Source organism: Burkholderia sp. E168m22 (assembly GCF_001319805.1).
GTDB classification, from domain to species: Bacteria; Pseudomonadota; Gammaproteobacteria; order Burkholderiales; family Burkholderiaceae; genus Burkholderia; species Burkholderia orbicola.
The window spans coordinates 1-25,230 of sequence record NZ_BBSK01000111.1 but is presented as its reverse complement, the minus strand read 5'-3'; the positions used below and the strand labels follow the sequence as shown (position 1 = coordinate 25,230).

Here is a 25,230-nt window from a genome sequence, read left to right as displayed (position 1 = left end):
AATGGGAGTGGATCAATCGTCGCCGCGGCTACGAAATGCCGGCAGCAACCACAGCAGTGCCGTGGCGGCTGTACCGGACGCGATGGAGACGATTGCGGGACGCAGTCCGCCGAACGCCTGTGCACATCCGAGCACGACCAACGGGCTGAGGAACTGGCCCAAATAGAGCGCGGCTGTGAAACCGCCCAGGGCGCGGCCACGAATCGCGAGCGATAGCCTGCGCATCAGCGGCAGGATTGCGTTTGGGACCAGCATGCCGCCGCCGAAGCCGTGAATCACGACCGCCACGACGATGGCCGGCACCGTATTGGCGCTCGCAAGCAGATACAGACCCACCGCAAGCAGCACAAGGAGCGCGACATTGACGAAGCGCCGGCCGAGCGAGTCGCGCAACCATGGCCATGCGATGGAGCCGGCCAGCGTCGATAGCAAACCGATACCCGAGACCGCACCGATCATCGTCGACGAGTGCTGCCCGATGTCGATCATCAGCTGCGGCATCTGCACCGGGACCACGAAGGAACTGACCATTCCGACGCAGATCAGCAGATAGCCAATGGCGAGCGTCGACGCGAGCTTGCCGCCGGACAGCGGCGTGCCGCCGTCGCCCGGCTCGGCGGGCCGACCATGACGCAGCGGCTCCCACAGCAGGGCGGCAATCGCAGGTATGAGCAGGATCGGCAGCAGGTAAAGATAGAACGGATAGCGCCATGCGTGCTCGCCGGCCGCGCCGCCGAGCACGAAAAAAATCGTGCCGACGACACCGATCGTGACGACCTGCCGGTTCACGTAGCGCACCCGTTGTTCACCGTGCCAGTAGTCGCCGATTAACGTCGTGCAGCACGTCATCACGCACGCTTCCGCGGCGCCGAGCGCGAACCGGCAGACGAGGATCGCGGTGAAACTGTCGAGCCATGCCGGCGCAGCGCCGACCAGCCCGTACACGAGCGTTGCTAGCAAAAGCAGCATCTTGCGTCCGACGCGATCGGCAAGCCAGCCGGCGAGCGGCGCGCACAGCGCGATCGCAAGGGCGGGGCCCGTCGCGACGAGCGGCACGAGTGCGGCGAGGCGCGGGTTGGCTGGCACGAAGTCCGCCGCGAGTTTCGGCAGGATCGGCGCGATCATGACTGCGCCCATTACGGTGAGACTGCTGCCGAGCAGCAGCACAGCACCCTGGCTGGCGCCGGCTTGCCTAGCGGCACGTGAATATGGCGCGGTATGCGCGGAAGAAAGCGGATTCATCGACTGCTCCCGAATCAGAACATCAGAACGACAGCGCGGCACGCAGCGCGATTTGGTACCCCTGCGCGTGGTTTTGCGCACCGAATTCCTTGTAAACGTGCAGCCATACCGCCGGCTTTCCCTGTTCGACATAGCTGATCGCGGGGCCCACCGCGTTCACGTGCGCGCGGTTGCCGTCGACATTCGGGCCGTGGTCGTTGCTCAGTTGCCGCTCGATGTAGCCGCCGAGGCCGGCGGTGAACGGGCCGATGTGCTGTCCGAGCGCGAATTCCTGGCGGAACCCGGTGCCGCTTCGATAGTTCGTTGCACGGTTCGTCGTGTTCTGATCGACCTCGATGCTGGTCGAGATTTCGAATCCGCTGTCGGTGATGTACGTTGCGCCGATGATCGGCGAGAAGGTCCAGTGGTTGACGCCAGGATTGAAAAGTCGAGTGGACCGATAGGCTCCCGTTGGCGCCTGCACTTGGAGTGCGACGTTGACGAACAGATTAGGCAAAGTCCACGCGAGAATCAGCGGCTGGAAATCCGCATCGCCGATATTGGTCGGATCGGCCGACATTGCGAGCGTTCCCGCGGGCGTCGGTACGTTCACGTGCCCGTTCAGATTCAGGAACGGCACGATCGCGCCGAAGCCGACGTTCGCGCCGAACAGCCTCGCGTTTGTCATTCTGATGTATGCGAGGCTCCACGACGCGGCTGTTAATGAGAAGTCGGCATTGCCGCCGTTGCGCATCGTGTGCGTCGAGTAGTACGCGAAGCGTGTGGCGAGCGTGCCGTTGGGCGTGGGTGGCGGCGTCATCCCCGCGCCGAAATCGAACACGCCGAACGGCGTGATCGGGCCGTCGTTTTCAAGCGCGCCAGCGCTCTGACATGCGAGCGTTGCCGCCAATGTGCCGATCGCGACGACGGTGGTGCGTGTGCGACAGTGCCGCACGCCATGCGGGCGTCTTAGGACTTTCATCGTGCCGTTTCCCGTACAGTTGAAATGTGTACGGAGTCTAGGAACGTCAAAATCCGGCGCGTTATCCGCTTTTGGTAATTATCGTGGGGGGCGTTTGAGCGTATCGGACGGCAGTTCGCCGAACAGTTCCCGGTAGTGCGACGCGAATCGGCTCAGGTGCCAGAAGCCCCAGCGGCACGCGACGTCGCTGACCGAAGCGCTCGCCGGGGAATGTTCGCGCAGTTCGCGACGCACCGCGTTGAGCCGTACCACACGCAAGTACCACGCAGGATGCGTGCCGAGGATTTCCTCGAAGCAGTACTGCAGCTTGCGCCGGCTCGCGCCCACCGCACGGCATACGTCGAGCACGGTCAGTGGAACGCCGGGCTGCGAGATCACGAGCTCGCGCACGCGGTCGACGATGCGACGCCGCGCGGATGGATCGAGCCGAACGGGCCGGCCGGCCGCTTCAAGCGCGTCGACGAGTTCGATCAGAATAGTGTCGCGCAGCGCCTTGCGCGTCTGCAGACGCGCAAGGCGCTGCTCCGACGTGTCTGCAGCGCTGAAACCCGCTACCAGCAAGGATTTCAACGCTTCGTAGCGGGCCACCGGCACGCGCGCGATGCTGGTTTCGCTGGACGGCGTTCCGCCGGCTTCGCCATCGTTATCGCCGAGCCATACCAGCCTGCGAAGCGTATCGGTTGGGACAGTCAGCAATACGACGTCCTGGTGGTCCGGGGTGCGCAACTCCGGCAGCGATGTGCCGCTGGAGACAAGCAGCGCTTTGTCGCGCAGCGGTGAGCCGCCGCAGTATCCGGTGCCTGAGGTTTCCAGCGGGATGCTGAACGACGTGCTACCGGCGCACTGGTCGCCACGTTTCAGCAGCGAGCGATTCACGCGTTCCCTCAGGAGCTGCATCTCGTCGAGGCGGATCGCATGGACGGTACCCTGGAAAGGCCCAGGCGAGAGCTGATCGAGGTGGATCGACCAGCCGTGCGTGCATTCGGCGAGGCTGTCGACGTCATTGCAGGTGAAGCGCCGGATGAACGGCATCCCGTCCGTCGAAGAGTCGCCGGTTGTCGCGGGCGGCAACGGGGTGTACGGCATGGCAGGTTGGGCGATGGACGAAGACCAGTGCCGACAGTGCGCACACCATAAATCATTGACAATGCGTCTTTACCCCGAGGCCGGACGTGCCCGACGCGCTCGCGGCTGGCAGACCTTCGGCCGACGACGTCGGCGGCGAATTCACGAGCCAGCCTCCGTCATCGACTTCCTGATAGCGCCGCATCAGCGGGTTGACTTGGCGAACGCTCAGACCGATCCGTTACGCTGCACGCCCGGGTTTCCAACCCATCTCGGCGATCAGCATCACCTTGGTTCGGTCAAGTTCTCGCATGGCGCACTCAGTGAGATTGAGTACCGGGAGAGTCTGGGGCTGACGACATAACCGATCGTATGTCTATGCAGTTATTACTAGTGCATACAGAAGAGAGACCTAAATTTTCAAAATAATTACAAAAACAACGAATATTAATATTCGCGTAAGAATTTGATCGATGAATTTCAAAAAGAACTCCGGAATTTTGCTAGTGCGGCGAGAATGAGGGCGCGCTGGAGAGTCGATATTTGATCTAGAGCTATTGCATCTTTTATTTATTGTTTGATCAAAAATCTGCAGTTGCTGGATGCACGTCAATGACTATGCCGCGTATAATTAAGTGAATTTGAAAGCCATATTTCATAAATTGCTTTGTACATGAGGGGCCGCCGGGAGATGCAACTTGTTTGACGCCCGGTTATCGCATAAACAGCGGCGCCATTGTGATTGCTGCTCGCACTCCCGTCAGTGCCATCACTTTGCCAACGTTCTCAACTGAGGATCATTATGGTCACCGATCCGTGTTAGTGCGCAGGGATTCGAGAAAAATCCGAGGCCCTGAGCAGTATCCTGGGATACGTGTTGTGTCCCGGCCGAGGTTCGTCCGGCGGCGAATTGCGACTCATAGGTTACCCCCCCCACTGCTTGCCGGCTGCACCTATTTCGCTCTCTTATTTTAAATACAAGGAAAACCAATGAAAGGCAAAAGCAGCACGCGCCTCGTCCTAAGGCTCTCCACCTTGGCCGCGCTCGCCGTGCAAGCGTCCGCGCAAGCGGCCACCTGCACGCCGCAGTGGAGCAGTTCGGCCAGCACCAACACCACGAATCTGCAGAACGCCATCCAACAGTGCGCTGCCAGCGGCACCAGCAGCAGTCCGGGCCTGGTCGACCTGGCCAGCAACAACGGCATCTCGACGGCGGTCATCACCAGCGTGAATCTCGCCAACAATATCGTGCTGAAGTTGGAGAAGGGCTTCACGCTGAAGGGCTCGCCCGCGCAGCCCTCGAGCGGCGCGATGCTGACCGGCAGCAATCTGAGCAACCTGACCATTACCGGCACCGGCGCGATCGACGGCGACGGACAGGACTACTGGCCTGCCGCAGTCGGGCAGAACAATACGGCCCGGCCCAAACTGATCGCCATCACCGGCTCAAACCTGCAGATTGGCTCGAACTTCACCGATGCCGGCAAATCGCAGTCGATCGTGGCCTTCCCGAGTTCGTCCAATGCTACCGGCAGCGCACTGATCATCCGCAACTCGCCGAAGGAGCAACTGGTGATTGAATCGGGCTCGAAGAACGTCACGATCGACGGCGTGTGGATCTACGCGAATCCGAACCGCAATGCCAGCGGTGACGATCTCGCGCCGAACACCGACGCGATCGACATCATCGGCACCCAGACGGCGACCATCAAGAACTGTCTGCTCGACACCGGCGACGACGATATCGCCATCAAGTCAAACGCGGGCGGGGCGGCCACCTCGAGCGTCAACGTCAGCCATTGCGTGGTGGGCGGTGGTCATGGCATCTCGATCGGCGGCCAGGAGGCGGCCGGCACCACGCTCGCCAAGCCCGGCGTCTCGCAGGTGACGGTCGACACGATGCAGTTCAGCGGCACCGACTACGGCTACCGGATCAAGACCGACCAGACCGCCAAGGACAGCGGTGCCACCACCGGCGTGACCTACCGGAACACCTGCATGCGCAACGTCCAGCAGCCCTTCCTGTTCACCTACGCCTACGCCTCGGGCACCGGCGGCGCCCTGCCGATCATCGCCAACGTCACCATCGACAATGTGATCGCCACCGCCACCAAGCAGCAAGGCGCCATAATCGGGCTCTCGAACAGCCTGATGGGCGTGCCAAAATCGGGCGACACGGGAATCAGCATCACCAATAGCCAGATCAGTGGCGGTAAGGCCTTCTCCGTGACCGACGGCGAATTGCAACTGGGCAGCCACAGCAGCGCGACGACCTCGACCGGTTCGAACGGACAAGTAGTGGGGATTCCGGATACCGGCGCGACGCTGTCCTGCCCGAGCAGCATCACGATCCCTGCGCAGATTTGAGCGACATGGGGACACGTCTTCGGTAGGGGCCAAATTAGGATCAAAACGCCTGATGCGTAAGCGCGAAATCCTCCGCACCTAGCCGGCACTGCTGAATCGATCCACGATTGCGTCCGCAACTCACACTTGCGGACGCAACCACGATGACAGCTGACACGATTGACCTCGTTTACCTGCCCCTGAAGGTGATGCACGTTTCGCCGCACGGCAAACGGTCGTTCGATCCAGATGGGAAACGCCGCCTGGTCGAAGCATGCTTGCAACCCGGCGCGTCACTATCGTTGGCCAGGCTGGCTTACCCGGATACGGGAGGCCAATCTGATCCGTTCAATGTCGTGCAAGGGCTGCTCGCCCCATAACGCGGCGTGCGAAGGCTTCTTGGGGTGCTCTTGATTTCCATGCATTTTTCCGGTTAGCCGCCTTTAAGCCCAGTAAGGCTTTGCCATGCGACCCTCAATAAATATCTATACAAATCAATATGATACTGTCTACCCCTCGCTTGAAGATCGTTGGTCGTTGTCAGAAGGTCTGGTCGGCTCGAAACCCCACCGTCGCCGGCTGTGCAAGCAGGCCCGAAAGGCCTTCTTGTTAGGCTCGTTGACTGGTTGACAGGACGGCGTTGTCGGACGCGGTACTCGGCAGGATCCGCTTCGCATAGAGCGCTGTCGATGGCGGTCAAAATCCGCGCTTTTCCGGCGGCGTCACGTCGCGGCGGCATGACACAAATGTAAAAGTCGGCGTTTTGGACGCGACCAACCTGTCGGAAGCGGGATGTTGATGCGGGGCGCGACGTAAGGAGCCCGTAGGGTGACTGGAGACGCGCCCCGCGTCGCATTGGGCGATGCGCATGGTAGAAAGGCGTTTGCCGAAGAAGAACAACAGGCGCGGCACCGGCCTCAACCGCCAAGTCCAGTACGGTGCCGCACCTCCACATAGGATCCAGATGGCAGGCCCGTCGGCCGGCCGGAGAGCCGTGTGAGCGATCAGTATCGCATTGCTCGCGCGGCCCGTCGACCTCAGTCGACTCCTCGTCTTTGGCGTTCTCGAGGAACCGCCAATGCAGCCGCCCACGGGCCGCCTGTACCTGTGCGCCCGTTGCCGGGCGCAGGTCTTCATCTGCCGCCGGTGCGATCGCGGCAATCGATATTGCCGGAATTGCGCCGCCGACGTACGCCGTGACCGTGTGCGCGAGGCTGGACGACGCTATCAGCGCACGCGCCGTGGGCGCGTTGCTCACGCGGCTCGAGCCAAGCGCTATCGGGCTCGGCGCAATAAAGTGACGCATCAGGGTTCACCTGACGTGCCCGCCGATGGTGTACTGCAACCGGACCGTGACGCCGCCATTGCACTCGCCAACGCCGCCGCCCATCCGGCGGCGGCGCAGCCGTTGCGTTGCCATTGCTGCGGCGGCTTGTTGCTGCCACTGGTGCGAACCGGCTTCGTGCGCCGTCGCGGTCCCCGTCGTGTTCGCTCCGAAGGGGCCTCCTTCGGGCGGTGCCCTGATCGCGGAGACCCCGATGACGATTCCGGTTGAACTCGAAGCGCAGATCCTGCGCCTGTATTACGCCGAGAAATGGCCGTGCGGCACCATTGCCAAGCAGTTGCGCGTGCATCGTGAGACGGCGCAGCGCGTGATTGCCCATGCCGGGCTGCCCCGGATTGGGCCGCAGCCGAAACCCTCGATGATCGAACCGTACCTGCCGTTCATCCGGCAGACACTGACGAAATACCCAACGCTGACGGCCAGCCGCCTCTATGTGATGGTTCGCGAGCGCGGCTACAAAGGGGCGCCGGACCACTTCCGGCATCTGATCTCACTGCACCGCCCCCGGAAACCTGCGGAGGCCTTCCTGCGTCTGCGCACGCTCCCCGGCGAGCAGGCCCAGGTCGATTGGGGGCACTTCGGCCACTGATGGCGTTCGTGATGGTGCTCTCATACTCGCGCGATATCTACCTGCGCTTCTTCCTTGATGCGCGAATGGAGAACTTCCTGCGCGGCCACATCGGCGCGTTTAACACATGGTGTGGACTACCAAGAGTCCTGCTGTACGACAACCTGAAATCGGCCGTGCTCGAGCGCGTTGGTGATGCGATCCGCTTCCATCCGACGCTGCTCGCGTTCGCCGGCCACTACCGCTTCGAGCCTCGGCCTGTCGCCGTTGCGCGCGGCAACGAGAAGGGACGCGTGGAACGCGCGATCCGCCATGTTCGAGAAGCCTTCTTCGCCGCGCGCAAGTACACCGATCTCGATGATCTGAACGCGCAAGCCGAGCAATGGTGCCGTACCCAGGCGGCCGACCGGCCATGCCCTGAGGATCGCACGATGACCGTGCGCGAAGCGTTCGCTCGCGAGCAGCCGTTGTTGTTGACGTTGCCCGACAATCCATACCCCGTCGAAGAGCAACTGGCCGTGAAGGTGGGCAAGACGCCGTACGTGCGCTTCGACCTGAACGATTACACGATCCCGCATACCCACGTGCGTCGCACGTTGACCGTCCGGGCCGACCTCAACCAGGTGCGGGTGTTCGACGGTGCCGAGATGATCGCCAGCCATCGACGTTGCTACGACCGGGCCGAACAGATCGAAGACCCACAGCACCTTAAAACGCTCGAGCAGTTCAAACGCGAAGCCCGGCAGCACCGCGGCGTCAACAGCCTGACCCGAGCGGTACCGGCCTGCGAGCTCCTGCTGATCCGTGCGGCCGAACGTGGCGCAAGCGTCGGCGGGCTGACGAGCTCGCTGCTACGCCTGCTCGACCGCTACGGCGCTGCCGAATTGCAGGCCGCCGTCGAAGACGCGTTGCGTGCGGGATCGGCGCATACCAATACCGTACGGGCCGCGCTGGAGCGCCGCCGCGCCGCGCGCGGCGCACCGCCTCCCGTTGCCATGAATCTGCCGGAGCACGTACGGCGCAAGGATGCGCCCGTCCAGCCGCACCGGCTCGATACCTACGATCAACTGACTGCGGAGAAAAAGGATGACGTCGACCCCGAACAACAATGAGATGCTGCGTTCGCGCGCCAGGGCGTTACGCCTGAACGGCCTCGTCGAGCATTGGTCCGAAGTCGACGGCTCCACCTGGCTTGCGCCGTTGCTGCAGTGGGAGGAAGACGAACGGGCCCATCGATCACTGCAACGGCGCATTCGCGCCGCGAAGCTGAGCAAGTTCAAGACGCTGACCGACTTCGACTGGGACTGGCCCAAGCGGATCGACCGCGCGGCGGTCGAGGACCTGATGTCGCTCTCGTTCCTCGACGACGCGACCAACATCGTGTTCATCGGCCCGAACGGCGTGGGCAAATCGACGCTGGCGCAGAACGTCGCGCACCATGCGCTGATCCAGGGCCGCACGGTGCTGTTCAAGTCGGCTAGCGAGATGCTCGGCGAACTCGCGGCACTGGACAGCGATTCGGCGCTGCGCCGCCGCTTGCATCACTATGCCACGCCGGACATCCTCGTGATCGACGAGGTCGGCTATCTCTCGTACTCGAACCGCCACGCCGACTTGCTGTTCGAACTCGTCAGCCGTCGATATGAGGCCCGATCGACCATCGTGACGACCAACAAGCCGTTCGCGGAATGGTCGGAGGTGTTCCCGAACGCCGCCTGCGTAGTGTCGCTGGTCGACCGTCTCGTGCATCGCGCCGAGGTGATCTCGATCGAAGGCGAATCGTATCGGCTCAAAGAGGCCCGCGAGCGCAACGAAGCGCGGGCCCGGCAGCGCAAGACGCGCAAACCTGCCGCAAAGAAGGGGCCGACGTCATGAGCCGCGCACCGTTGCTGCCCTCCGGGCGCCGGCGTGGCCTGCCGTTCGTCGTGCCCGACGACTGGACGCCCGAACAGGCGCTGGCTGCGTATGAACTGCTCGAGGATCTGCTCGCCGTGATCACCGACTTCTACGGCGCCCAACTCCACGAACAGCTGCGTGAGCAGCGCACGTCACGACCGGGTATCCGAACGCGAAAGCTCGACCCGCCGTTCTGAACAGCGCCACCGCCGCATCACGTCAAAGGGGCCCGAGGGCCCCTTCGTACTTGAGCGAATCACTCAGCATTGCACCGCCATTTAAGCGCGGTTTTACACCGCCATCAACAGCCCCATAGCGCGCATCGCTATCAACCTCCCGCCACGGTCCGTCGAGCCAGGCTGGATTCCAACAATATCGACACGAGACTCACTGTCTGACTGGCTACAAAATTCCGCCGCAGGTCAGGTTCGGTGATGGCTGGTTTTCGGATTCGCGACAACGGAACCTGTGCGACCGACGCCACGCCGTTCGTTCCCGGCGCAGACACCGCACGCGCACACGGTGCGTGTCGAGCCGTCAGTCCGGCGCCGTCCCGGTCGATTCGCGCACGACGAGTTCGGGTGCTCCGATCGTATGCACGGCCGCACCCGGCTCGATCCCGTCGATCATGTCGAGCGTCAGCGCGATCGCCCGCGCGGCGATCTGCGACGTAGGGAACCGCACGGTCGTGAGCGCCGGGCGGAACTGGTGCGCGAGCTGGATATCGGTCATGCCGACCACCGACAGCTCGGCCGGCACGCGCAGGCCGAGATCGGCGGCCGCCTGCATCGCGCCGATCGCCATTAGGTCGTTGGTCGCGAACAGCGCGGTGAGGCCGGGCTTCTCGCGCAGCAGCGCGGCGGCCGCTTCGTAGCCGCCTTCGATCGAATCGTGCGCCGACACGGCCGTCAGCGCGTCGGCCGGATGGCCGCGCGCCGCGAGTTCGTCGGCGAAACCGCGCAGCCTCACCGACTGCGGACCGCCCGACCCCTTGCCGACGAGCGCGCCGAACGCACGATGCCGCAGCCCGGACAGATGCGCGGCCGCCAGCGCGCCCGCCGCCGCGAAATCGACGGTCACGCACGGCAACGTGCGCGACGCATGCACGCGTTCCCACATGCACAGCACGATCGATGCGCCGTGACGCGCGATGTCGGCGAGCTCCGCTTCGGCGAGATCGGTGTTCATCACGATCGCGCCGGCCGCGAGCGTCCCCGCGATCCGCTCGAGGTAGTTGCGCGTGATCGCCGGATCGTCGTCGGTATTGGACACGAGCAGGTAATGGCCGCGCTTGCGCGCCTCGCGTTCGGCGGCCAGCACGAACTCCGGGTAGAACGGGTTCGTGATGTTCGACAGCATTAGCGCGAGCGTCGACGTGCGGCCCTCTGCGAGCGCGCGCGCAGTCAGGTTCGGCCGATAGCCGAGTTCGCGGATCGCCGCCATCACGCGTTCGACGGTCGCTGGCTTCACCTTCTGCGGATTGCGCAGCACGTTCGAGACGGTCGCCGCCGTGACGTTCGCGCGCTGTGCGACTTGCGCGAGCGTCACCAAGCGCGGCCTCCGGTCGGCCTGTCGGCATGGTGCAGCGGAAGTGAAGCGGGAGAGTGTCTGCTCATATTCTGGGAGTCTGTCCCACAAGTTGCACAGGGACAGCCGATACGCTAATTTCTCGACACATCAGAGGAAGGAGACGACATGGTACGGCGAACCGGGCAATTTGCGCCACTGAAATTTAAGCGATTAAATTTTCCGATCCGATGCGTATGACGGGCTGGAGGAGAGCGCGATGACCGCCATTTCATTGAAGGACGTCTCGAAGCGCTACGGCGACCATGCGCCGGTGCTGCGTGACGTGAACCTTGAGATCGCGTCGCACGAATTCTGCGTGTTTCTCGGTCCGTCGGGCTGCGGAAAATCCACGCTGTTGCGGATGATCGCCGGTCTCGAGGACGTGACCGAGGGCGAGCTGCGGATCGGCGGCGCACGAATTAACGACACACCGCCCGCGGAGCGCGGCGTCGCGATGGTGTTCCAGAGCTACGCGCTGTTTCCGCACATGACCGTGTTCGACAACATCGGTTTCGGGCTTCGGATCGCCGGCACGCCGAAGGACGAGATCCGCCGCCGCGTGACCGAGGCCGCGCGCGTGCTGCAGCTTGAAGCACTGCTCGATCGCAAGCCGAAGGCTTTGTCCGGCGGGCAGCGGCAGCGCGTGGCGATCGGCCGCGCGATCGTGCGTGAGCCGCGCGTGTTCCTGTTCGACGAGCCGTTGTCGAATCTCGACGCGACGCTGCGCGGCCAGACGCGTGTCGAAATCGCGCGGCTGCACGCGCGCTTCACGCAATCGAGTTCGGTCTACGTCACGCATGACCAGATCGAGGCGATGACGCTGGCCGACCGGATCGTGCTGCTGCATGCTGGCGACGACGTCGCGCGCTTCGGCAGCATCGCGCAGGCCGGTGCGCCGCTCGAGCTGTATCACCGGCCGGCCAACCGCTTCGTCGCCGGCTTCATCGGCTCGCCGCGGATGAACTTTCTGCCGGCCATCGTCGACGCGTGCGATGCGCACGGCTGCCGGCTGACGCTGGACCGTACGGGCGAAACGCTGACGCTGCGCGAGCGCCCGCTGCCGCGCCACGTCGGCTGCGGCGCGCGCGTGCTGCTCGGGATCCGTCCCGAGCACCTCACGATCGCGGCGTCCGGCGATGCCGGCTTGCCGTCGATCGTCCGCGACATCGCGCTCGTCGAGCAACTCGGCGAAGCCGCGTACGTGCATCTCGACCAGCCCGACGGCGTCCCGCTGCTCGCGAAACTGCCGGGTCAGGCCACGTTGCGGCGCGGCGAGCGCCACGCATTCCACGTGCCGCCGTCGCGGTGCCACCTGTTCGACGAAGCCGGCATCGCGTTGCCGGCCATTCACGCCGAAGCGGCGTTCGCGTAGTGGCGTAGGGCCGCCCCGCCGCGCGCGACGCGGCATTCAACACACCAATACCAGGAGACAACGATGAGACTTCGTGCGAGCCGACTGCTGCTTGCCCTGACGACTGCGGCGGTCTGCGCCGCGGGGACGGCCGACGCGGGCACGTTGAAAGTTAACGTCGCCGCGCGCGGCAACCAGCGCGCGACGTGGCAGGCGACGTTCGACCAGTTCCACAAGGCCAATCCGGACATCGACCTGAAGGTCAGCTACGTCGGCGAGGAGGCATACAAGGTGCAGATGTCCGGCTGGCTCGCGACCGATCCGCCCGACGTGCTGAGCTGGAACAACGGCGAAAGGCTCGCGTATTTCGCGAAGCGCGGGCTGATCGAGGACCTGAGCGCGGACTGGCAGAAGAACGGCTGGAGCGATACGTATGCGTCCGTCAAGCAGTCGTCGACCTACGGCGGCAAGCTCTACAGTTTGCCGCTCGGCTATGACGCGTACGGGCTGTTCTATCGCAAGGACCTGTTCGAGAAGGCCGGCATTCACGGCGAGCCGGCCGACTGGCCGCAGTTTCTCGACGCGTGCCGCAAGCTGAAGGCGGCCGGCATCGCGCCGATCGCGGTGGCCGCGCGCGATGCATGGACGCTCGCCGCGTGGTTCGACTACCTCGACCTGCGGATCAACGGCTATGCGTTCCACCAGAAGCTGATGGCCGGCGACGTCGCCTATACCGATCCGCGCGTGCGGGCCGTGTACGCAGCATGGAAGAAGCTGATCGACGACAAGTATTTCATCGACAACGCATTGTCCTACGACGTCGATTCGCTGAGCCCGCTGATCGTCAACGGCCAGGCCGCGATGACGCTGATGGGCACGTGGTATTCGGCCGGATTGCTGAGCGCGACGCGCAACCCGATCAGCTTCTTCCGGTTCCCGGTGATCGACGCGTCGGTGCCGCTTGCCGAGGACGGCCCGGTCAACGTGCTGATCGTCCCCGCGAAGGCGCACAACAAGACCGATGCGCGACGCTTCCTCGCGTTCATGGGGCAGCCGGCGGTCAGCGGCGAGTTCGCGAAGGGGATGGGGCAACTGCCGTCGAACAACAAGGCGCCCGAGCCGCAGGACCCGATCTCGAAGATCGGCTTCCATACGCTCGCGACGACGCCGGGCGGGATCGCGCAGTTCTACGACCGCGACATGACGAAGGAAATGGCCGACGAGGGGATGAAGGCGATGCAGCAGTTCCTGTCCGATCCGGCGCAGCTCGATGCGATCCTGCAGCGCCTCGAGCAGACCCGCAAGCGCATTTACCGCAAGTAATGCGCCGCGCGGCCGGGCCGGCGAGGATGTCGGCCCGGTGCTTCATCGTCACCTCGTCACCGTCACGTTCGTTTCATCGAAGGCCATCTCATGTCAACCAGCCTGTCCGAAAGCGCCGCGCGCCGCGATGCCGGCCCTCAGCGGCCTGCGCGCGCGTCGCTCGCGCGGCGGCGCAACCGCGCGGCCCTGTGGTTCGTGCTGCCGGGTTTCGCGCTCTTCACCGTGTTCGTGCTGTACCCGATCGTCAGCAGCATCTGGCTGAGCTTCCATCACTGGGACGGGATGACGCCGATGATGTTCGCCGGGCTCGACAACTATCGCGAGCTGCTGCAGTCCGATACGTTCTACGTCGCGCTGAAGAACAACGTGCTGTGGCTCGTGCTGTTCCTCGCCGCACCGCCGCTCGGCCTCGCACTCGCGCTATACCTGAACCAGAACGTGTTCGGGATCCGGCTCTTGAAGTCGCTGTTCTTCGCGCCGTTCGTGTTGCCGGGCGTCGTCGTCGGCCTGGTGTTCTCGTGGTTCTACGATCCGACGTTCGGGCTGCTGAAGCTGATTGTCGGGCACGGCATCCCGGTGCTCGGCGATCCGCGTTATGCGACCTACGGCGTGATCGCCGCCGCGCTGTGGCCGCAGATTCCGTTCTGCATGATCCTCTACCTGACCGGGCTCACCGGCATCAACGGCGAGATCGTCGAGGCGGCGCGGATGGAAGGCGCGCGCGGCTTCACGCTGCTGTGGCACGTGATCCTGCCGCAGTTGCGGCCCGCGACCTTCATGGCGGTCGTGCTGACCGTGATCGGCGCGCTGCGCAGCTTCGACCTGATCTCCGTGATGACGGGCGGCGGCCCGTTCGACAGCTCGACCGTGCTCGCTTACTTCATGGTCGACCAGTCGATCAAGTACTACCGCGAAGGCTATTCCGCCGCGATCGCGGTCGTGCTGTTCGCGATCATGCTCGTCTACATCGTGTGGCAGCTGCGCAAGCTGGTGCGCGTCGAATCATAAGGATCGCGAAAATGTATCCGATGCCCGTGTCCCGCTGGGGACGTCCCGCCCGTTGGTTGTACCGGCTGTCGCTGCCGTGCGCGCTCGCGCTGTGGCTCGTGCCGCTGCTCGCGGTGCTCGTCACGTCGATCCGCTCGACCGACGAGATCATCGCCGGTCATTACTGGGACTGGCCGAAACAGTTTGCGCTGCTGGACAACTACGGCGCCGCGCTCGCGCAGACGCCGATGCTGCATTACTTCGCGAACAGCGTTCTGATCACGGTGCCGTCCGTCGCCGCATCGATCCTGCTCGCGTCGCTCGCCGGGCACGCGCTCGCGAACTTCCGGTTCCGCGGCAACCTCGTGCTGCTCGGGCTGTTCGTCGCCGGCAACTTCGTGCCGATCCAGATTCTGATGATCCCGGTGCGGCAGATCATGCTCGGCGTCGGTCTCTACAACACCGTGTGGGCGCTCGTGCTGTTCCATACCGCGTTCCAGACCGGCTTCTGCACGCTGTTCCTGCGCAACTTCATCCGCGAGCTGCCGTTCGAGCTGATCGAGGCCGCGCGCGTCGAAGGCGCGTCCGAGTGGGCGATCTACTGGCGCGTCGTGCTGCCGCTCGTGCGGCCGGCGCTCGCCGCGCTCGCGATCCTCGTGTTCACGTTCGTGTGGAACGACTACTTCTGGGCACTGTGCCTCACGCAAGGCGACGACGCGGCGCCGATCACCGTCGGCGTCGCCGCGCTCAAGGGGCAGTGGACGACCGCCTGGAACATCGTGTCGGCCGGCTCGGTACTCGCCGCGCTGCCGTCGGTCGCGATGTTCTTCGCGATGCAGAAGCATTTCGTCGCGGGGCTCACTTTCGGCGCGACGAAGGGCTGATCCGTCCCGTCCTCTTTCTTCAGCAAGGAATCCACGATGCACCTCGGCGTTTGCTATTACCCCGAACACTGGCCGCGCGAACAATGGGAGCGCGATGCGCTGCGCATGGCCGAACTGGGCCTGACGCGCGTGCGGATCGCCGAATTCGCGTGGAGCCGGATGGAGCCGGCGCCCGGCCGCTACGACTGGGCATGGCTCGACGAAGCGATCGACACGCTCGCGCGTCAGCAGTTGAAGATCGTGCTCGGCACACCGACCGCCGCGCCGCCGAAATGGCTCGTCGATCGTCATCCGGAGATGCTGCCGGTGGCCGCCGACGGCGCGGTGTGGCAGTTCGGCTCGCGCCGCCATTACGACATCGCGAGCCCCGTGTATCGCGAGCACTGCGTGCGCATCGTGGACGCGATGGCGCGACGCTACGGCACGCATCCGGCAGTCATCGCATGGCAGACCGACAACGAGCTCGGCTGTCACAACACGCTGCCGAGCTATACGCGTGCGGCGCTCGAAGGGTTTCGCGCGTGGCTCGCCGTGCGCTATGGCGACATCGATGCGCTGAATCGTGCATGGGGCAACGTGTTCTGGAGCATGGAGTATCGCGGTTTCGACGAGATCGAATTGCCGCGCCATACGCCGACCGATGCGAATCCCGCCCATCTGCTCGACTTCCGCCGCTATCAGTCGGACGAGGTCGCGCGGTTCCACGCCGTGCAGGTCGATGCGATCCGTCCGCACGCGCCGGGCCGCGATGTGCTGCACAACTTCATGGGCTTTTTTACCGAGTTCGATCACCATGCGTTTGCGCGCGGCGGGCTCGACGTCGCTGCGTGGGACAGCTATCCGGTCCCGCGTACCGAAGTACTGCCGCTCGACGAAGCGGACAAGCGGCGCTGGGCTCGTACCGGCCACCCGGACGTTTCGGCGTTCTCGCACGACCTGTATCGCGGCATCGGCAACGGGCGGATGTGGGTGATGGAGCAACAGGCCGGGCCGGTGAACTGGGGGCCGTACAACCCGGTGCCGCACGCAGGCGCGGTGCGGCTGTGGACGTGGGAAGCGTTCGCGCATGGCGCGGAGCTCGTGTCGTATTTCCGCTGGCGGCAGTATCCGCATGCGCAGGAGCAACTGCATTCGGGGCTCAACGCACCGGACGACCGGCTGTCGCCGGGCGGTCGTGAAGTGGCGCGTGTGGCGTGCGAACTGGCCGCGCTGGATCCCGCGTTCGTCGGCGGTCCGCGTGAGACGGCCCGCGTCGCGCTGCTGTTCGACTACGAGGCCGACTGGATGATCCGGATCCAGCCGCACGGCGCCGACTTCGACTATCAGCAGCACGCGTTCGACTGGTATCGCGCGCTGCGCGAGCTGGGCCTCGACGTCGACATCGTCGCGGCCGGCGCCGACCTGTCGCGTTATGCGCTCGTCGTCGCGCCGACGCTGCCGGTCGTCACGGATCGCATCGTCGAGCAGGTTGCGGGCGGATTCGCCCACTGGCTGTTCGGGCCGCGCACGGGTTCACGCACCGCGGCATTCGCGATCGCGCCGGGTCTCGCACCGGGCAAGCTGCGCGACGTGCTGCCGGTGAGGATCGGCCAGGTCGAGTCGCTGCGGCCATCGCTCGCGCCGCGTGTCTCGTTCGATGGCGTCGACGGCCATGCGCTGAAATGGCGCGATCACATCGACAGGGAAGCGGCACCGGGCGTCGACGTGCTCGCCGCGTGCGACGACGGCGTGCCGGCACTCGTGCGGCGCGCTCACGTGACGATGGCGACCGCCTGTTTCGACCGCGCGCTGTTGCGCGCGATCGTCTCCCGCTGCGCGCGAGATGCCGGGTTGCAGGTACGGGCGCTCCCGGACGGTGTGCGGTTGCGTCGACGCGGGCGCGTCACGTTCGCGTTCAACTACGGCGACGCACCCTGCCTGCTGCCCGCGCCGGACGGTGCGCGCTTTGTGCTCGGCGGCCGGGAACTCGGCGCGGTGGACGTTGCCGCCTGGGTCGAGCCGGACTGACGCGGTGCAATCGTTGCGGCCGCTGCGGCTGCATTTCGCGCGCCTGGCCGGGATCGCGTACTTCGTGCCGCTGTCAGCGGCGGCACTGATGCTCGGCATCGCGATGTCGTTTACCGCGCCGTACCTGTCGCTGTTCGGTGTGGAAGCGGCGGGGATGTCGCCGTTTCTCGCCGGCGTCTTCATGACGTCGATCGCGGCGAGCGGCGTCGTCGCGAGCACGTGGGCCGGGCGCTGGTCGGATCGACGCGAGCGGCACCGGCCGCTGCTCGTGTTGTCGCTCGCGGCTGCCGCGCTCGGCTTCGCGCTCCTGTGCGTGCTGCGCGCGCATGGGCCGGTGATCGCCGCCGGCACGATCCTGCTCGGCGCGGGCGCCGTGTCGCTGTCGCAGATCTTCTCGTTCGCGCGCGCGGTGCTGCCCGTCGCCGACGATGCGCAGCGCGAACTCGCGTCGGCCGCGCTACGCACGATGCTGTCGATCGCATGGGTGTTCGGTCCCGCGCTCGGTGCGCTGATTCTCGCGCAGACCGGCTTTACCGGGCTCTTTCTTTCGGCTTCCGCGGGCTTCGTCGCATGCGCGGCGATCGTCGCGCGGATCCCGGAGCCGGCGCGCCGGCCCGCGACCGTTCACCTGCCGGCCGTGACCCGCGTTGCGCCGCCGCTTGACGATGCGCGTGCGGCGATCGTCGTCGCGTCGCGCGCCAGCGTGTTGCGCACCCTCGTCGCGCTGACGCTGATCGGCCTCGTGGCGAACGCGACGATGATCGTGCTGCCGCTCTTTATCGTGCGTGCGCTCGGCGGCACGCCGGCGAACGTATCGGCCGCGCTCGGGCTGGCCGCGCTGCTCGAGATTCCGATGATGCTGTGGCTCGGCATCCGCTCGACACACCTCGACAAGGCGCGCTGGCTGACCGCATGCGCGCTCGTGCATGCGGCGTATTTCATCGGCCTTGCGGCGGTGACGCGCGTGAACCTGATCCTGCCGCTGCAACTGCTGAGCGCATGCGTGGTCGCGATCACGTCGTGCCTCGGAATGACGCACGTATGCGACCTGATGCCGACGCGCCCGGGCACCGCGACCGCGATGTTCTTCAGTACCGCGCGGGTCGGTTCGATCGCATCGGGTGTGTTGTCGGGCGCGTGCGTCGACCTGTTCGGCTATCGCGCGACGTTCGCCGGATGCTGCGGGCTCGCGCTCCTGGCGTGCGTGCTGCTCGCCGTGGATGCGTACGGCGGGCGGGGCGACGCAGGCGGCGGGAACGGCACGCGCGGTGCGCGCCGCGGCTTCGGTTCACCGCACTGACGCGGCATGCGCCGGTGCGGTGAAGTCGCGACGCCGCGACGCGTCAGCGCTGCCGGAACGCGTCGAGCGACGGCAACGCGTGACCGTGGAAATCGAACAGCGTGTTGTTGTCCCACTGGTCGCCCGCGCCGAGCTTCCAGCCGACACCGCGCGTCGGGATCCATTCCGGTTCCCACCAGAACACGCCCTTGCCGCGATTGCCCGGCACGCCCTTCACGATATCGACGACCGCTGCGAGGAATTGGGCCTGGCCGGCCGGCGACGGCGGAAAGGTCGTCGATCCGGTGTTGGTCATCGCGTTCGGCTCGGAATCGCCATCGCTGGTGGTCCACGGATACGCGGTTTCGACGACGATCAGCTCCTTGTCGTAGCGCACCGCTAGGTCGTTCGCGTTGTTGCGCAGATCGTCGAGCGAGCCTTGCCATTGCGGGTAATACGACAGGCCGATCACATCGAATGCGACGCCGCGCTGCGTCGCGCTGTCGAACCACCAGCGGCTCTTGCCGTTGTCGCCACCGCTGTCGACGTGCAGCATCACCTTGATGCGCGGATCGACGGCCTTCACCGCGTCGTGGCCGGTTTTCAGCAACTGCGCGAGATTGTCCCACTGGTCGTAGCGGCCGAGCGGCCACAGCATGCCGCCCGTGATCTCGTTGCCGATCTGCACCCACTCGGGGCTCACGCCGGCGCGCTGCAGCCGGCGCAGCACGTCGGTCGTGTACGCCGACAGCAGCGCGCAGGTTTCGGCCAGGCTCTTGCCGGCCCATGCATGCGGAGGATATTGCTTGCCGGGGTCGGCCCACCAGTCGCTGTAGTGGAAGTCGATCAGGATGCGCATCCCGAGCGCGGCCGCGCGCTGCGCGAGCACGACGACGTGCGCGGCATTGTTGTAGCCCGCCGCATCGCTCTGGTTCGCTGGGAAGAAATCCGGGTTGCCGGGATCGTTCCAGACCTTGATCCGGATCGAATCGACGCCGTGCGCGCGGAGAATCTTCAGGCAGTCGCGTGGCGCGCCGCCGCGGTCGAAGAAGGCGGCGCCATGCGCTTCGAGTTCCGGCAACGTCGAGATGTCGGCGCCCATCGCGAACTCGGCCGCCGCCGCACTGTGCGGCGCGGGTCGTGCGAAGGCGGCCAGCGGACCGGCCAGGTCGAGGCAGGCAAGCGCCGCGCTCGACATGCTCCAGCGCAGCATCGATCGTCTGTTCATCGTCATCCTCCATGTCATGGACCCCGTCGGACGCGGGGTCGGTTCCAGTGTGTTTAAGCGCTTAAATTTCGACCCGCGAGACAGGGCCGAGTTGAGCGTAGCGCACCTGTCGCCGCCCATGCAAAGAACGCGCGCGTTGCCTACTATCTGGCGAGCGCCGGCACGCGCGCCGCGTCGCGCTACGACCGGTCGCGATTTCGGGCGCGCGTCGCACCCGTGATGACCGCGATGCCGAACAGGATGACGGCACACGATCTCGATGATTGCGCGGTAATTGGAGTTGACCCCTGTAGTCCCGGACACAAGATCGGGGCGTAACTCGGATCGGTTTCGTCGGGCCGCGCAGCGCATAGTCCGCCGCCAGCCGAGTTTTCTGCTTGCACTGAAGCAGGCCGATAGTTGGCTGGCCTTCCGGTGCCTTGACTTGCGCGTCGGGCGCGGAAAGGTAGAAGTGCAGTTGCCCCGTATTCGGGCTTGAACAGCATCGATTTAAGTTCGACGACGACATGGCACCGAAGCCTGAGATAGCAGAAGAGCAGATCGATGAAAAACTCGTCGCCGCGTCCCTCTAGCCAATACTGACGCCCGACGAACGCGAACCGGGCACCCAACTCCACAAGGAAACGCAAAATGTGCCGCGAGCGCACGGTCGATGTCGCGCTCCTGGCGGTTATCGTGGCGCTGTGGCGATGTGTTGATGAGCGTTGGGATAATATCCTAGAGCGCTGATCGGGATGCAGCGTCAGCACGCGTCGTCAATGAAACTGTTCAGATCGTCCTGGCACCTGCTGCCCAGTGCGTAGGAAAACCCGCCACACATATCGCAGGTTCGCAGCAGACAACATCGAACTTTGCCAATCCGTGGATATGGAACGGGTCTTCGGCAATCATTGTCTCTATATCCCGTGGTTGGCCCGCATACGCGAGCACGAAACCGCCGCTTTCTCCATGCAGCGGGCCCGCGGCAAGGATATTTCCCGCTTGCGCGTATTTGATGAGCCACGCCTTGTGAGCATCGAGATGCGCCTGGATTTCTTCGAAGGGACGGACGTAGTCGAGCTTGATGGCGAACAGCATAAGCGACTCCTGTTACTGGATGGTTTGCGCACCGGACGTGCGTATGTCGACGAGTACGTCGGTCAGGGTCGCCCTGGCAAGCGCGATGCTCTCGTCCCGGACGGCTTGACCCTTCGACGCTCCTTCGGCCCGCACGAAGCGGACGTCGGTGATGCCCAGGAAACCGAAGAACGCCTTCAGGTAGCTTTCCTGGAAGTCCATGTGTGAGAGCGGTGCGTCCGCGTAAAATCCGCCGCGCGCAGAGGCTACGATCACCTGCTTGCCGCCTGCCAGGCCGACCGGGCCGTTTTCGGTATACCGGAACGTGCGCCCGGCCTGGGCTACACGATCGAGCCATGCTTTCAACTGACTCGGCACCGAAAAGTTGTACATCGGCGCACCGATGACAATGACGTCGCTCGCTAGAAACTCCTTGACGAGTGCTTCGGAGAGCTCATGTTCGCGCGCGGTGGCGTCGTCGAGAGCACCGACGCCGATCTGCCGAAATCCTGCTGCGATCGGGCCGGTGAGATGCCGGATTTCGTCGTGGACGAGATCGCGGTACGTCACATGCGCCGACGGATGCTGCGCCCGCAGACCAGCTACCACGGCTGCGGACAGCTCTCGCGTGATGGAACTGTTGCCGAGCATGCTCGAATCGAGATGAAGGATATTCATTGAAGCCTCGCTGACAGGGGAGGAGTGAAGCGCGTCGAAACGCGCTGGAATTCATTGCGATGCCTTCCGGGCGGCCAGATCGATCAGCCTCGCGACCTCGTCCGGGTGAGATAGCATCGACATGTGGCTGGAGCGAATCGACGTGACCGTTGCCCCGATGTGCTGCGCAATGGCTTGCTGCACGGCGGGCTTCAGCGCATTGTCGTTGGTGGTTCGCAGATACCAGACAGGCTTGTCGTGCCAGGCCGCGTGCTGGATTTTCCCAGTGAAGCAGGCCGCTGCGACAGGCTGTTGAACCGATGCCAGGACGCGAGCCTGTTCGAGCGGAATGTCCGCTGCCATGACGTGCTGAAACGCTCGCGCATCGTCGAGCCAGATTAGCCCATGGGCGTCAGATGCGAGGCCGGTCATCGGCGCGTGGAGGCGTTGCAGCAGGTCGGCGACGGACTCGCCGTCGTCCGGTACCAGCGCGGACAGATAGACCAGGCCTTTCACACTGGCAGCGTTGCCGGCCTGTGTAGGCGTTCGTTATTAGCGCTAGCTGTGAAGCTTCAATAGGTTGTATCGATGGTTCATCCGGACTGAGTCTGGGAGACTGGAAGTCGCCAAACACCCAACCTTCCAGGAACCCAGCCGGATGAACACCCATAAGAATGCCCGACTCACTTTCGCGCGTCGACTTGAGATGGTTCAGGAGATCACCGAATCCGGTTCGAGCGTGTCGCGAGCGGCGGCCGATCACGGCGTGACAGCACCGACTGTGCGCAAATGGCTTGGACGCTACCTAGCCGGCGGTGCGGTTGCGCTGGCTGACGCTTCTTCTCGACCGGCTCGCTCTCCACGCGCCATCGCCCCGTCGACTGCCTTACTGATCGTGGAATTGCGCCAGCAGCGCTTGCTGCAACGTCAGATCGCTCGACAGGTGGGAGTGTCGGCCTCGACCGTCAGTCGGGTGCTGGTGCGTGCCGGACTGTCTCGGTTGAGCGACCTGCAACCGCGTGAACCGGTTCAGCGCTACGAGCACAAGGCGCCGGGCGATTTGCTGCACATCGACATCAAGAAGCTTGGCCGTATCGCGCGTCCTGGCCATCGTGTCACCGGCAATCGGCGCGATACAGTGGACGGCGTTGGCTGGGAGTACCTGTTCGTCGCAGTGGACGATCACGCCCGGATTGCCTACACGGCAATGCATCCAGACGAGACGAAACGCAGTGCCGTGCAGTTCCTGCGCGATGCAGTGGCTTGGTACGCCGGACTCGGCGTGCGTGTGCATCGCTTGCTAACCGACAACGGTTCGGCGTTTCGCTCACACGAGTTTGCGCGAGCCTGTCAGGAACTGGGTATCCGGCACAAATTTACGCGGGCGTATCGTCCGCAGACCAACGGCAAGGCCGAACGCTTCATCCAGTCAGCGTTACGCGAATGGGCCTACGCATGGACATACCAGAGCTCGGCCCATCGCATCGAAGCCTTGGCGAGTTGGCAGCACCACTACAACTGGCATCGTGCCCATAGCGCCATCGGCGGCGTTGCGCCGATGGCCAGACTTCCCGCGTCGAGAAACAACCTCTTGACGCTTCACAACTAGCGGAGCAAAGGGATGACCGATTTCAAACTTGACTCGCACGTTGAGATGAGAGAATGCTTCAAACCTTGCGAGCGGAGAATTCAGTTCGATGATCGAGTACGTGAGCGACGCCTTGTTGGCGGCGCTATTTCCGCCTGGCGTTGGGGATATGGATGTCTTGCGTGTCGCGGGGCCAGTCGCGGTCGATGCGGGGACTGAGGCGAGCGGGATCGACTTCGCAGGGACCCGGCATCTGGTGTTTTTTGCCGACGTCATGACATATGCGGGCCATGACGAACAGTACATTCAGGACACAGCGGTCGCTTGGAACGGCGGATTCGTTCCGGCTTCGCAGTCTCGGTTGGTGAAATTTTTCCGCGCCGAGGCGGACCGGGAGACGATGTTCTACCCGTCCGACTGGCCGTTGCCGGATCCTGCGATGATATGGCAATTCAGTGAAGCGCTCGGTATGGCACTAATTGGTCACGCCGACACGTTCCCTGGAACGACGCAGTACTTCTACATGCCACAGACAGGTAAACTTGACGCGCTATATAATAGGCTCGCTAGGAAATTCGAACGTGGCGAATTTGGGGTATCGTTTCGCTGCGTGACCCGGCCGGCGTCTGACGAAGGAGGATTTTATGGCTTTGAACGCATCTAGCAAGCTTCGCCCGAAGGTGATAGCGCTGCAGAAGCGCGGGGTCGCCATGATCCTCCAGCGCACGGAGGCGGCGGCCGAAAGCGGCGCACTGACGGAAAAGACGGCTCGTGAAACGTACCGCGCGAAAGTGCGGGTGCGCACGCGACGCACTGCGGAATCAGAATCGTAACCGACCGTAGATTTTTCCGACCAAGCTAGGCGCCACCGAGAGGTGGCATCTTCGTTTTGGACGGATGACTCGGCACTCGGATACCTCCGTCGCCTCGCAAAATCGCCACTCCGTGGCCGATTGTGCTTTTCACATAGGTCCGGCGGCTTTGAGGTCGCTCACGGTGCCGGGTTCCAGATAACGATCTGGCTGTGGTCGATCCCGACCGCATTCCAGACCACATCGATTGCGGGGCCGGCGAGCACAGCCGGGGAAACGGCCGGATCCTCGACATAGCGCAGCGATGAAGTGAGGTCGACGAGGTTGGCGGGCAACTCCGGGAAGCCAGCGAGACCGGTCCTTGGCCGTCGTATGGCGACGCGCAAACCACGCACATTGAGCAGGCTCACCGATAAATACAGCGGGGCGGGGATGCCTAGCGTCGTCAGGGCCTGAAAGGCCACAGGGAGCGCGTGTTGGACGAGCGACGGTTCGTACGTCGCCGGGAAGATCGTCGGCAGCGGCGGGTTGCCCTGTTCCTCGGTCGTGAGGACGCTGACCAGTTCAATGCATCCATCACGGAATAGCTGCGCGAACGCGTAGTGCTGATCTTGGCGGTCAGTGTTGCTGGTGCAGATCACGCCTTCGAAATTCGCGACCGGCCTTCCAAGCGGATTTGCGGCTGGCTGGGCCCGCTGCAGATCCTCAGCGGCAGCTTTGAGTTCCTCGATCGTGTGCCCTTCACGCCGCGTGAGCGATAGCACTGGCACCAGGTGCACTACGAGCATGGGCTGGTCGGGCACGAGTGGAACTTGGATCTGACGGCTGCGAAGCAAGCCCAGCCGGCGATCGCGAAAGGCGACGGCCCGGTCGGCGAGGCCTTCCGAAAACGCAAACGCTGTGCGGATTGCGTGGATGTCCATGGTTTCCTTGCCAACGGAATTGCGCAGGTAGAAGTGGTTGTTGCGTAGCAAACGGTGCGGCGCGTTGGGACTTGGTGCCACACGCAGGACCACGACGTGGCCACCGGCTGCGAGCGGCACCGCGTGCGAGAGTAGATTGGTCT

Annotated in this window: 24 protein-coding genes and 2 pseudogenes; 16 read left to right on the top strand and 10 right to left on the bottom strand. The window is 64.3% G+C overall.

Annotation, left to right across the window (positions count from 1 at the left end):
* Positions 1 to 12 precede the first annotated feature (12 nt).
* From AP428_RS25650 to AP428_RS25640, 3 genes are all read right to left on the bottom strand, one after another.
* The gene (locus AP428_RS25650; RefSeq protein ID WP_011548512.1) at positions 13 to 1,242 is read right to left on the bottom strand and encodes an MFS transporter; all 1,230 of its coding nucleotides are present in this window, start codon (positions 1,240 to 1,242) and stop codon (positions 13 to 15) included.
* 22 nt (positions 1,243 to 1,264) lie between these two features.
* A complete protein-coding gene (locus AP428_RS25645; protein WP_011548511.1) occupies positions 1,265 to 2,203 on the bottom strand; it encodes a transporter in 939 nt (312 codons plus the stop codon).
* A 78-nt stretch (positions 2,204 to 2,281) separates the two neighbouring features.
* A complete protein-coding gene (locus tag AP428_RS25640) occupies positions 2,282 to 3,235 on the bottom strand; it encodes a helix-turn-helix domain-containing protein (RefSeq protein WP_226113973.1) in 954 nt (317 codons plus the stop codon).
* Between AP428_RS25640 and AP428_RS35875 the strand changes: the two genes are divergently transcribed.
* From AP428_RS35875 to AP428_RS25615, 7 genes and pseudogenes are all read left to right on the top strand, one after another.
* Positions 3,225 to 3,632: a hypothetical protein gene (locus AP428_RS35875; protein ID WP_226113972.1), complete on the top strand. Its 408-nt coding sequence runs from the start codon at positions 3,225 to 3,227 to the stop codon at positions 3,630 to 3,632. The genes AP428_RS25640 and AP428_RS35875 overlap by 11 nt on opposite strands.
* Before the next feature lie 626 nt (positions 3,633 to 4,258).
* On the top strand, positions 4,259 to 5,635 hold the full coding sequence (locus AP428_RS25635) for a glycoside hydrolase family 28 protein (RefSeq protein WP_011548508.1): 1,377 nt from the start codon (positions 4,259 to 4,261) through the stop codon (positions 5,633 to 5,635).
* Positions 5,636 to 5,778: 143 nt separating this feature from the next.
* Positions 5,779 to 5,916: pseudogene (locus AP428_RS37520) on the top strand (IS66 family insertion sequence element accessory protein TnpB); the annotation flags it as partial.
* 1,236 nt (positions 5,917 to 7,152) lie between these two features.
* Positions 7,153 to 7,548 carry a transposase gene (locus AP428_RS37515; protein ID WP_011694460.1) on the top strand — a complete coding sequence of 132 codons (396 nt, stop codon included), beginning with the start codon at positions 7,153 to 7,155 and terminating at the stop codon, positions 7,546 to 7,548.
* An 11-nt stretch (positions 7,549 to 7,559) separates the two neighbouring features.
* Positions 7,560 to 8,639 carry an IS21 family transposase gene (locus tag AP428_RS25625; RefSeq protein ID WP_226292306.1) on the top strand — a complete coding sequence of 360 codons (1,080 nt, stop codon included), beginning with the start codon at positions 7,560 to 7,562 and terminating at the stop codon, positions 8,637 to 8,639.
* Positions 8,614 to 9,402 carry an IS21-like element helper ATPase IstB gene (gene istB, locus AP428_RS25620; protein ID WP_011694462.1) on the top strand — a complete coding sequence of 263 codons (789 nt, stop codon included), beginning with the start codon at positions 8,614 to 8,616 and terminating at the stop codon, positions 9,400 to 9,402. Before AP428_RS25625 ends, istB begins: the two co-directional genes overlap by 26 nt.
* Positions 9,399 to 9,620: a hypothetical protein gene (locus AP428_RS25615; RefSeq protein ID WP_011548505.1), complete on the top strand. Its 222-nt coding sequence runs from the start codon at positions 9,399 to 9,401 to the stop codon at positions 9,618 to 9,620. The genes istB and AP428_RS25615 overlap by 4 nt, the downstream gene beginning before the upstream one ends.
* A gap of 340 nt (positions 9,621 to 9,960) precedes the next feature.
* Here the strand turns inward: AP428_RS25615 and AP428_RS25610 are convergent, their stop codons facing one another.
* A complete protein-coding gene (locus AP428_RS25610; protein WP_011548504.1) occupies positions 9,961 to 10,974 on the bottom strand; it encodes a LacI family DNA-binding transcriptional regulator in 1,014 nt (337 codons plus the stop codon).
* A 235-nt stretch (positions 10,975 to 11,209) separates the two neighbouring features.
* Between AP428_RS25610 and AP428_RS25605 the strand changes: the two genes are divergently transcribed.
* The 6 genes from AP428_RS25605 (at position 11,210) to AP428_RS25580 (ending at position 18,844) form a co-directional block, all read left to right on the top strand.
* The gene (locus AP428_RS25605) at positions 11,210 to 12,364 is read left to right on the top strand and encodes an ABC transporter ATP-binding protein (RefSeq protein WP_011548503.1); all 1,155 of its coding nucleotides are present in this window, start codon (positions 11,210 to 11,212) and stop codon (positions 12,362 to 12,364) included.
* 63 nt (positions 12,365 to 12,427) lie between these two features.
* Complete coding sequence (locus tag AP428_RS25600) at positions 12,428 to 13,666, top strand: ABC transporter substrate-binding protein (protein ID WP_011548502.1); 1,239 nt, start codon at positions 12,428 to 12,430, stop codon at positions 13,664 to 13,666.
* 90 nt (positions 13,667 to 13,756) lie between these two features.
* Positions 13,757 to 14,674: a carbohydrate ABC transporter permease gene (locus AP428_RS25595; protein WP_011548501.1), complete on the top strand. Its 918-nt coding sequence runs from the start codon at positions 13,757 to 13,759 to the stop codon at positions 14,672 to 14,674.
* Between the two features lie 11 nt (positions 14,675 to 14,685).
* Positions 14,686 to 15,537 (top strand): carbohydrate ABC transporter permease, encoded by an 852-nt coding sequence (locus AP428_RS25590; RefSeq protein WP_011548500.1) that lies wholly within the window; start codon positions 14,686 to 14,688, stop codon positions 15,535 to 15,537.
* Between the two features lie 36 nt (positions 15,538 to 15,573).
* Positions 15,574 to 17,544: a beta-galactosidase gene (locus AP428_RS25585; RefSeq protein WP_011548499.1), complete on the top strand. Its 1,971-nt coding sequence runs from the start codon at positions 15,574 to 15,576 to the stop codon at positions 17,542 to 17,544.
* Positions 17,545 to 17,548: 4 nt separating this feature from the next.
* Entirely contained in the window at positions 17,549 to 18,844 is a 1,296-nt protein-coding gene (locus tag AP428_RS25580) for a sugar efflux transporter (RefSeq protein WP_011548498.1), read from the top strand.
* Between the two features lie 43 nt (positions 18,845 to 18,887).
* Here AP428_RS25580 and AP428_RS25575 read toward each other — a convergent pair whose 3' ends face one another.
* The 5 genes and pseudogenes from AP428_RS25575 to AP428_RS25560 form a co-directional block, all read right to left on the bottom strand.
* Positions 18,888 to 20,051 carry an arabinogalactan endo-1,4-beta-galactosidase gene (locus tag AP428_RS25575; RefSeq protein ID WP_011548497.1) on the bottom strand — a complete coding sequence of 388 codons (1,164 nt, stop codon included), beginning with the start codon at positions 20,049 to 20,051 and terminating at the stop codon, positions 18,888 to 18,890.
* 61 nt (positions 20,052 to 20,112) lie between these two features.
* Positions 20,113 to 20,668 (bottom strand): annotated as a pseudogene (locus AP428_RS37810) (PDDEXK nuclease domain-containing protein).
* A gap of 151 nt (positions 20,669 to 20,819) precedes the next feature.
* Positions 20,820 to 21,128 carry a YciI family protein gene (locus AP428_RS25570; RefSeq protein ID WP_011548496.1) on the bottom strand — a complete coding sequence of 103 codons (309 nt, stop codon included), beginning with the start codon at positions 21,126 to 21,128 and terminating at the stop codon, positions 20,820 to 20,822.
* A gap of 12 nt (positions 21,129 to 21,140) precedes the next feature.
* Positions 21,141 to 21,785, bottom strand: coding sequence for an FMN-dependent NADH-azoreductase (locus AP428_RS25565; RefSeq protein WP_011548495.1), 645 nt, complete (start codon positions 21,783 to 21,785; stop codon positions 21,141 to 21,143).
* 51 nt (positions 21,786 to 21,836) lie between these two features.
* Positions 21,837 to 22,280 (bottom strand): alpha/beta hydrolase, encoded by a 444-nt coding sequence (locus tag AP428_RS25560; protein WP_011548494.1) that lies wholly within the window; start codon positions 22,278 to 22,280, stop codon positions 21,837 to 21,839.
* A gap of 142 nt (positions 22,281 to 22,422) precedes the next feature.
* Here AP428_RS25560 and AP428_RS25555 point away from each other — a divergent pair, with 142 nt between their 5' ends.
* The 3 genes from AP428_RS25555 (at position 22,423) to AP428_RS36875 (ending at position 24,185) form a co-directional block, all read left to right on the top strand.
* A complete protein-coding gene (locus AP428_RS25555) occupies positions 22,423 to 23,373 on the top strand; it encodes an IS481-like element ISBcen26 family transposase (RefSeq protein WP_011548493.1) in 951 nt (316 codons plus the stop codon).
* A gap of 88 nt (positions 23,374 to 23,461) precedes the next feature.
* A complete protein-coding gene (locus AP428_RS25550; protein ID WP_011694463.1) occupies positions 23,462 to 24,016 on the top strand; it encodes a hypothetical protein in 555 nt (184 codons plus the stop codon).
* Complete coding sequence (locus tag AP428_RS36875; RefSeq protein WP_089446904.1) at positions 23,997 to 24,185, top strand: hypothetical protein; 189 nt, start codon at positions 23,997 to 23,999, stop codon at positions 24,183 to 24,185. Before AP428_RS25550 ends, AP428_RS36875 begins: the two co-directional genes overlap by 20 nt.
* Before the next feature lie 158 nt (positions 24,186 to 24,343).
* Here AP428_RS36875 and AP428_RS37270 read toward each other — a convergent pair.
* A partial coding sequence (locus tag AP428_RS37270) for a hypothetical protein (RefSeq protein ID WP_231691706.1) occupies positions 24,344 to 25,230 on the bottom strand: 887 nt, incomplete at its 5' end.

Coding starts and splice junctions, on each gene's coding strand:
- AP428_RS25615 (WP_011548505.1), top strand. CDS start 9,399: ATGAGCCGCGCACCGTTGCTGCCCTCCGGGCGCCGGCGTGGCCTGCCG.
- AP428_RS37515 (WP_011694460.1), top strand. CDS start 7,153: ATGACGATTCCGGTTGAACTCGAAGCGCAGATCCTGCGCCTGTATTAC.
- AP428_RS25595 (WP_011548501.1), top strand. CDS start 13,757: ATGTCAACCAGCCTGTCCGAAAGCGCCGCGCGCCGCGATGCCGGCCCT.
- AP428_RS25550 (WP_011694463.1), top strand. CDS start 23,462: ATGATCGAGTACGTGAGCGACGCCTTGTTGGCGGCGCTATTTCCGCCT.
- AP428_RS25625 (WP_226292306.1), top strand. CDS start 7,560: ATGGTGCTCTCATACTCGCGCGATATCTACCTGCGCTTCTTCCTTGAT.
- AP428_RS25570 (WP_011548496.1), bottom strand. CDS start 21,128: ATGCTGTTCGCCATCAAGCTCGACTACGTCCGTCCCTTCGAAGAAATC.
- AP428_RS25645 (WP_011548511.1), bottom strand. CDS start 2,203: ATGAAAGTCCTAAGACGCCCGCATGGCGTGCGGCACTGTCGCACACGC.
- AP428_RS25640 (WP_226113973.1), bottom strand. CDS start 3,235: ATGCCGTTCATCCGGCGCTTCACCTGCAATGACGTCGACAGCCTCGCC.
- AP428_RS25575 (WP_011548497.1), bottom strand. CDS start 20,051: ATGAACAGACGATCGATGCTGCGCTGGAGCATGTCGAGCGCGGCGCTT.
- AP428_RS25585 (WP_011548499.1), top strand. CDS start 15,574: ATGCACCTCGGCGTTTGCTATTACCCCGAACACTGGCCGCGCGAACAA.
- AP428_RS25635 (WP_011548508.1), top strand. CDS start 4,259: ATGAAAGGCAAAAGCAGCACGCGCCTCGTCCTAAGGCTCTCCACCTTG.
- AP428_RS25565 (WP_011548495.1), bottom strand. CDS start 21,785: ATGAATATCCTTCATCTCGATTCGAGCATGCTCGGCAACAGTTCCATC.
- AP428_RS25555 (WP_011548493.1), top strand. CDS start 22,423: ATGAACACCCATAAGAATGCCCGACTCACTTTCGCGCGTCGACTTGAG.
- AP428_RS36875 (WP_089446904.1), top strand. CDS start 23,997: ATGGCTTTGAACGCATCTAGCAAGCTTCGCCCGAAGGTGATAGCGCTG.
- AP428_RS25605 (WP_011548503.1), top strand. CDS start 11,210: ATGACCGCCATTTCATTGAAGGACGTCTCGAAGCGCTACGGCGACCAT.
- AP428_RS35875 (WP_226113972.1), top strand. CDS start 3,225: ATGAACGGCATCCCGTCCGTCGAAGAGTCGCCGGTTGTCGCGGGCGGC.
- AP428_RS25600 (WP_011548502.1), top strand. CDS start 12,428: ATGAGACTTCGTGCGAGCCGACTGCTGCTTGCCCTGACGACTGCGGCG.
- istB (WP_011694462.1), top strand. CDS start 8,614: ATGACGTCGACCCCGAACAACAATGAGATGCTGCGTTCGCGCGCCAGG.
- AP428_RS25650 (WP_011548512.1), bottom strand. CDS start 1,242: ATGAATCCGCTTTCTTCCGCGCATACCGCGCCATATTCACGTGCCGCT.
- AP428_RS25590 (WP_011548500.1), top strand. CDS start 14,686: ATGTATCCGATGCCCGTGTCCCGCTGGGGACGTCCCGCCCGTTGGTTG.